The 225-nt window shown below is 42.7% G+C and carries 1 pseudogene; it reads right to left on the minus strand.

Annotated features, from left to right (window positions below):
* Positions 1-225, minus strand: a pseudogene (locus SLS51_RS23830) (IS630 family transposase); the annotation flags it as partial.

Below are 225 nucleotides of genomic sequence, written 5' to 3' on the forward strand. Positions count from 1 at the left end.
CCGGGAATGCTAAAGGTAATCTTCCAGAGCTGAGCAACATAGGCCACGATTTCATGGGTGTGATGGAAAAGATGTTGAGATAAGTGATTGATTAAAAAATCAGTTTGTTCTCGGGAAAGCAAACTATCAGACCCTCCATTATCAGATTTAAGTTTACCTTGATTAAGGTAATCACTGATATGGCGGTCAACGGTGGTCTGATGGAGTCGCAATGCCTGGGCTATC

Origin of the sequence: Photorhabdus africana, from assembly GCF_035181445.1 — a bacterium.
In the GTDB taxonomy this organism is placed as follows: Bacteria; Pseudomonadota; Gammaproteobacteria; order Enterobacterales; family Enterobacteriaceae; genus Photorhabdus; species Photorhabdus laumondii.